The organism is Delftia sp. ZNC0008 (assembly GCF_000799035.1).
GTDB lineage: Bacteria > Pseudomonadota > Gammaproteobacteria > Burkholderiales > Burkholderiaceae_C > Comamonas > Comamonas tsuruhatensis.
Genome location: NZ_JTKZ01000449.1, coordinates 1 through 4,797, shown reverse-complemented (window position 1 = coordinate 4,797; position 4,797 = coordinate 1). Strand labels below are relative to the sequence as shown.

6 protein-coding genes are annotated in these 4,797 nt (G+C 69.4%); 5 read left to right on the top strand and 1 reads right to left on the bottom strand.

All coding sequences use genetic code 11. From position 1 onward, the window contains the following. The 5 genes from L995_RS14865 to L995_RS14845 all read left to right on the top strand — a co-directional run. Positions 1-700 (top strand): VWA domain-containing protein (locus tag L995_RS14865; protein WP_047472452.1); only part of this gene is annotated, 700 nt, incomplete at its 5' end. 38 nt (positions 701-738) lie between these two features. Continuing rightward, positions 739-1,470, top strand: coding sequence for a CoxG family protein (locus L995_RS14860; RefSeq protein WP_047472451.1), 732 nt, complete (start codon positions 739-741; stop codon positions 1,468-1,470). Between the two features lie 270 nt (positions 1,471-1,740). Further along, entirely contained in the window at positions 1,741-2,811 is a 1,071-nt protein-coding gene (locus L995_RS14855) for an XdhC family protein (RefSeq protein WP_047472450.1), read from the top strand. A 170-nt stretch (positions 2,812-2,981) separates the two neighbouring features. Further along, positions 2,982-3,674 (top strand): AzlC family ABC transporter permease, encoded by a 693-nt coding sequence (locus L995_RS14850; protein WP_047472449.1) that lies wholly within the window; start codon positions 2,982-2,984, stop codon positions 3,672-3,674. 5 nt (positions 3,675-3,679) lie between these two features. After that, positions 3,680-4,018, top strand: a complete 339-nt coding sequence (locus L995_RS14845; RefSeq protein WP_047472448.1) for an AzlD domain-containing protein — start codon at positions 3,680-3,682, stop codon at positions 4,016-4,018. 2 nt (positions 4,019-4,020) lie between these two features. On the opposite strand, the gene L995_RS14840 is transcribed toward L995_RS14845, so the two are convergent. Further along, positions 4,021-4,410 (bottom strand): nuclear transport factor 2 family protein, encoded by a 390-nt coding sequence (locus L995_RS14840; RefSeq protein ID WP_047472453.1) that lies wholly within the window; start codon positions 4,408-4,410, stop codon positions 4,021-4,023. Positions 4,411-4,797 lie beyond the last annotated feature (387 nt).

Genomic DNA, 4,797 nt, shown 5'->3' with positions numbered 1-4,797 from the left:
CCGCTACCGCAGCCGCCGCACGCGCACCGGCCAGCGCGGCGCGGTGCCCGACTGGGCTGCCAGCCTGCGCGCGGCATCGCACCACGGCGGCGAAATGCTGCAGCTGCTGCGGCGCGAACGGCGGCGCCTGCCGCTGCCCTGGCTGGCCCTGGTCGATGTCTCGGGCTCCATGGAGCGCTATGCGCGGCTGCTGCTGGCCTTCCTGCACGCGGCCACCGGCACGCAGCGCCATGCGGGCCTGCGCCGCCAGGTCTTCAGCTTCGGCACCGAGCTGCGCGACCTGGGCCCGGCCTTTGCCCAGGCCGATACAGACGCCATGCTCGAGCGCGCCAACGCCGCCATTGCCGACTTTGGCGGCGGCACGCGCCTGGGCAGCAGCCTGGGCGAACTGCGCCGCCTGCATGCGCGCCACCAGGTTTCAGGCCTGGTGGGCCGGCGCACCCTGGTGCTCATCATCAGCGACGGCCTGGACACCGGCGATGCCGCCGAGCTGGACCGCGAACTGGCCTGGCTGCGCCGCCACAGCGCGCGGCTGCTGTGGCTCAACCCGCTGCTGCGCTTTGACGGGTATGCCCCACTGGCCCAGGGGGCGGCCGTGCTGCATCGTCATGCCCATGCCATGCTTGCGGTACACAACCTGGAATCGCTGCAGCAACTGGCCGTTCACCTGGCGCGGCTGCTGGCGGCGCCAGGCCGCTGAGCCGCTTGCGGCCACCCCCATCGCAGAAAGGAATTGCCATGGAAATGCAAGCCAGCCGTTCCCTCGCCGTCAGCCAGCAGCAGGCCTGGGAGGCGCTCAACGATCCCGAAACGCTCAAGGCCTGCCTGGCCGGCTGCGACCGCTTCGAACCCCAGGGCGATGACCAGTACGCCGTGGGCATGGCGGTCAAGGTGGGGCCGGTATCGGCCAAGTTCAGCGGCAAGGTCACGCTGTCCGACATCACGCCGCCCGAGCGCTACCGCATCGCCTTTGAAGGCCAGGGCGGCGTGGCCGGCTTCGGCAAGGGCGAGGCCGACGTCACCCTCACCCCCGAGACCGACGACGCCGCAGGCCAGCCGCGCTGCCTGCTCAGCTACAGCGTGCAGGCCCAGGTCGGCGGCAAGATCGCCCAGCTGGGCCAGCGGCTGATCGACGGCGCCGCCCGCAACATGGCCGACGACTTCTTCGCGCGCTTCGACACGCTGATGCAGCAGCGCCACCCGCGCGCGCCCGCAGCGCCTGCCGATGCAGGCGACACCGCCGACCTGTCCCACCTGCCTGCCGGCCTGGCCGATGAAACCGGCCACATCGAGCCCACCGTGGACGCCCAGGCCTGGGAGCACGACGCCGCAGCCGGCGTGGCCACGCCGCTGGATGCCGCACCGGCCACCGAGGCCGAGGAACGCTCGCGCCGCGCCATCCCGCTGTGGTGCTGGGGGCTGGCCATCGTCGTCGTCCTGGGCGCCGGCTGGCTGCTTTCGCGGTACTAGGGCGCTCCCCCTGAGCGGCTGCGCCGCTTCCCCCTCTCTCTCGCTTCGCGGGAGGGGGACGACGCCCTCGGCTGGGCGCCCCCGCCGCGAGGCGGCTCTTGCTCGGCGTCTCTGGCCTCAGATTTGTTGTGGCTTCTATGCTTCGCCCTGCGCTACCAAGCCCTTTTTACATGCTGCTGCACCCTTCTTGATGCAGAGAGACAATAGCCGCCGAAAAACGCCAGGCGCCCAGCTGCACAGGCAAGCCAGGTGCCGGCGTGGAGATTTGCAATGGAAAACCTGGATGTTCATGTTCTGCGCCACCTCGCGCAATGGCGCGCTCAGGGCGAGCGCGCGCTGCTGGCCACGGTGGTGCGTACCTGGGGCTCGTCGCCCCGGCCCATCGGCTCCATCATGGCGCTCGGGGCCTCGGGCGCCGTGGTCGGCTCCGTGTCCGGCGGCTGCATCGAGGACGACCTGATCGCCCGCTACAGCCACGCCTCGGACGCCGACGCCCTGCGCGACGGCGCGCCCCGGCTGCTGCGCTACGGCGTCAGCGCCGAGGAGGCCCACCGCTTCGGCCTGCCCTGCGGCGGCACGCTGGAGCTGCTGCTCGAATTCAATCCCGACGCTGCTGCGCTGCAGCAACTCGTCCAATGGCTGGACGAAGGCCGCATGGTGCGGCGCACCGTGGACAAGGCCACCGGCCAGGTCGCCCAGCAGGTCAGCGATGCGCCCGAGCCGCTGGTGCATGACGGGCAGCAGGTCGCCAACAGCTTCGGCCCCGAGTACCGCATGCTGCTCATCGGCGCAGGCCAGCTGTCCGAATACCTGGCCACCATGGCGCTGTTCAACGGCTTTGCGGTCACCGTCTGCGACCCGCGCGAGGAATACAGCCGCCACTGGAGCGTGGCCGGCGTGCAGCTGTCGCGCGAGATGCCCGACGACCTTGTGCGCACCATGCGCGCCGATGCGCGCACCTGCATCATCGGCCTCACGCACGACCCCAAGCTCGACGACCTGGCCCTCATGGAAGCCCTGGAATCCCCGGCCTTCTACGTCGGCGCCATCGGCTCGCGCCGCAACACCGCGCTGCGCCTGCAGCGCCTGAGCGAGCACTTCGGCCTGGGCGACGCGCAACTGGCGCGCCTGCGTGGCCCCATCGGCCTGTACATAGGCAGCAAGACGCCTCCCGAAATCGCCGTCAGCATCATGGCCGAGGTCCTGGCCGCCAAGAACGGCGTGGCCCTGCCGCGCGGCATGACCGTGGAAGAAGGCAAGCTCGCCGCAGCCCAGCCCCCGCAGCCGCTGGAGGATGACGGGCCCGAGGGCATCACGCCCCTGGTGTGCGGGGTGGGTTAGACGGGGCGCCGCAGGCGGGTGGCATGGGGCTGCAGTGACGGGAGTTGAGGCGCTATATTGATCGATCTTCTTTCATAGAGGGAGGCGATCATGTGTTTGGCTGGGAATGAGGCCGGCTTGCCCGGCACGATTGTCGGCAATCCTGTGGCGAAATGGTTCGGAGGCGCGGCGTGAGCGGCGCTCGTCCGCTGGCTGCCGGCCTGGCCGCCAGCCTCTCCGTGGCAACAGGCTATCTGCCGATTGCTTTTTCCTTTGGCGTGGCGGCCGTTCAGGCGGGTCTTGCTCCATCCATTGCGGTGCTGGCTTCCGTGCTGGTCTATGCCGGAGCCAGCCAGTTCCTGCTGATTTCGTTGCTGGCTTCGGGAGCCGGGCTGTGGACCGCTTTGCCCACGGTGCTGTTGATGAATGCGCGGCATGTGCTGTATGGCCCGGCCCTGCAGGTGGTGCTGGGGCCGCGGCAGCGCCTGGCCACGCCCTGGTTGGCCTTTGGCCTGACCGACGAGGTGTTTGCCACCGCCATGAGCAAGATGCAGGGCGTGCCAGAGGCCGAGCGCGAGCACTGGCTTCTGGGCCTGCAACTTGGCGCCTACGCGGCCTGGGTGGGCGGCACGGTGATGGGGGTGACGCTGGTGGGCGAGGTGGATCGGTGGCCGGCAGCCGTCCGCGAGGGGCTGGCCTTTGTTCTGCCGGCATTGTTCTTTGCGCTGCTGCTGGAGGCGGGGGTGCTGCGCTGGTGGCGTGCGGTGCTCACGGCCGCCGTGGTCGCTGCGGTGCTGGTTTGGTTCATTCCGGGCTACCACGCACTGGCGCTGGCGATCCTGTGCGGTGCGCTGGCGCATGCGGCCACGGCCGATAAGGGCTGATCACCATGTCGTACACATTCTGGATCTTGCTATTGTGCGGTGCCGGCACCTTTGGCCTGCGCTGGTTGCCGTTGTGGCAGGCACGCCGCAGAGGGCACTCTTCACGGGCGTCCCCGCAGGTGCAGAGGTGGCTGGCGGGTGTCGGGCCCGCCGCCATCGCTGCCCTGTTCGTGGTGTCAACCTGGGGGCTGTTGGTCAGCGATGTCCGCTGGGGGCGGGTGGCCGTGATCGCCGTGGCTTTGCTGGCCATCTGCCTCGCACGCCTGGTGCAGGGAGGCATTGCCATGCCGACCTTGGCTGGTGCGCTGACCTACGGCCTGCTGGCCCATTTCAAGCCCTGGTGATGTCAGTGCGGCTGGGCATGGAAGGCCTTGTTGGCAATCTTCCAGCCCGCTTCCGTCTTGAGCAGCACGAAGTAGTCGATGAAGGTGATGGCGCCGTGCACCAGGGTGATCTTGGCGCTGGCCGCCGTACCGCCGATGTCGATGGCGTCGATGCTGCGGCGGCGCGTGGCCTCGTCGGCGGCGGGCTGGCCCTTGAAGCGGGCGCAGTAGGTGTCGATGTCCCAGGAGGTCAGCGGGCCTTCGCGCACGCTTTCGATGCGGGCGGTGGGCAAGAAGGCGGCGCGCATGTGGGCGCTGTTGTCCTCGGCATGGCCGCGCATGTACAGCTCCAGCGGCACGCGCACGGCGGCTTCTTCGGGGTGGTCGGTCAGGCGTGGGTTGGCAGTCGTCATGGTGTTCTCCTGGGACGGATGGATGGCGGCCTGCGCCTGCAGGCCGGCGGCCGCGCATGGTAGCCACAAGCGCGGGGTGCAGTCCAACGGGGTGCCAGGCGCGACCTGCGCCGGGTTGGAGTGCAATGCCTTGTTTTCAATGGACTTTCGGGCTGATGCGCCCTGCATTGGCCGTGCCTGGGTCAACAGTGTTGTGAGCGCCGTGCCCTGTCTGAGGCCCTGCCGACGGGTGGCCGACCTGTTTCCGAAAACGCTCTGGCCAGGGCGGGTAAAGCCGGGGTAAAGCGGGGGTAATGCCTGCGTAAAACGGCGATCTGCCTCGTTTTGGAGAGCATGGGACTGGCTACCATAGCCGCATCCGCCGCCGTGCCCTGTTCCGGGACGCGG

Coding starts and splice junctions, on each gene's coding strand:
- L995_RS14845 (WP_047472448.1), top strand. CDS start 3,680: ATGTCGTACACATTCTGGATCTTGCTATTGTGCGGTGCCGGCACCTTT.
- L995_RS14855 (WP_047472450.1), top strand. CDS start 1,741: ATGGAAAACCTGGATGTTCATGTTCTGCGCCACCTCGCGCAATGGCGC.
- L995_RS14860 (WP_047472451.1), top strand. CDS start 739: ATGGAAATGCAAGCCAGCCGTTCCCTCGCCGTCAGCCAGCAGCAGGCC.
- L995_RS14840 (WP_047472453.1), bottom strand. CDS start 4,410: ATGACGACTGCCAACCCACGCCTGACCGACCACCCCGAAGAAGCCGCC.